1 protein-coding gene and 1 pseudogene are annotated in these 513 nt (G+C 68.2%); both read right to left on the bottom strand.

Translation table 11 applies throughout. The features are described 5' to 3' along the window. The coding region (locus tag AACY52_RS30110) for a GntR family transcriptional regulator (RefSeq protein ID WP_339561346.1) at positions 1–194 on the bottom strand (194 nt) is incomplete at its 3' end. Positions 195–222: 28 nt separating this feature from the next. Beyond that, positions 223–513 (bottom strand): annotated as a pseudogene (locus AACY52_RS30105) (phosphohydrolase); the annotation flags it as partial.

Genomic DNA, 513 nt, shown 5'->3' with positions numbered 1-513 from the left:
ATCAGCCCCTCCGCCTCCAGTTGGAACAGCGCTTCACGCACGGTGCCGCGCGCCGCGCCCGACCCAAGCTGAAGCCGCCGCTCGGACGGCAACCGCGCGCCCGCTCCCAGCGCGCCGCAGGCGATCTCCTCGACCAGACGATCGCGTAGCGCGAGATAATGCGGACCTGACCCCGCTTCTGCTGCCTTCTGCATAGGCCCGATCATGGCCGAAGCCGGAGGATCACGCCAGCGGACGCACCGCAAGCCGTTCGAGCAGCGGACGATAGCTGGCGAGATCGGGCACCTGCCAATCCGGCTGCTTGCCGATATCGTCATAGCGGCGCAGCGCCACCGCATCGGCGAAATACGGTTCCTGTTCAAACGCCGCGATGCCCGCCGCATCGAACGCCCCGCCCTGCAAGCACAGACTGAGTGCGGAGGCGGCACTCAAGCCCGCCTCATAGCTGGGCTCGACCGCGCAGAGATAGCGCTTGGCGGCGACGTGCAGGCGCACCGGCTCATACACTGCGGG

It is taken from the genome of Pseudomonas sp. EA_65y_Pfl1_P113, from assembly GCF_963970525.1.
GTDB classification, from domain to species: Bacteria; Pseudomonadota; Gammaproteobacteria; order Pseudomonadales; family Pseudomonadaceae; genus Aquipseudomonas; species Aquipseudomonas tritici.
Note: the sequence above shows the minus strand (reverse complement) of the source record. Positions and strands in the feature narration are given on the sequence as shown.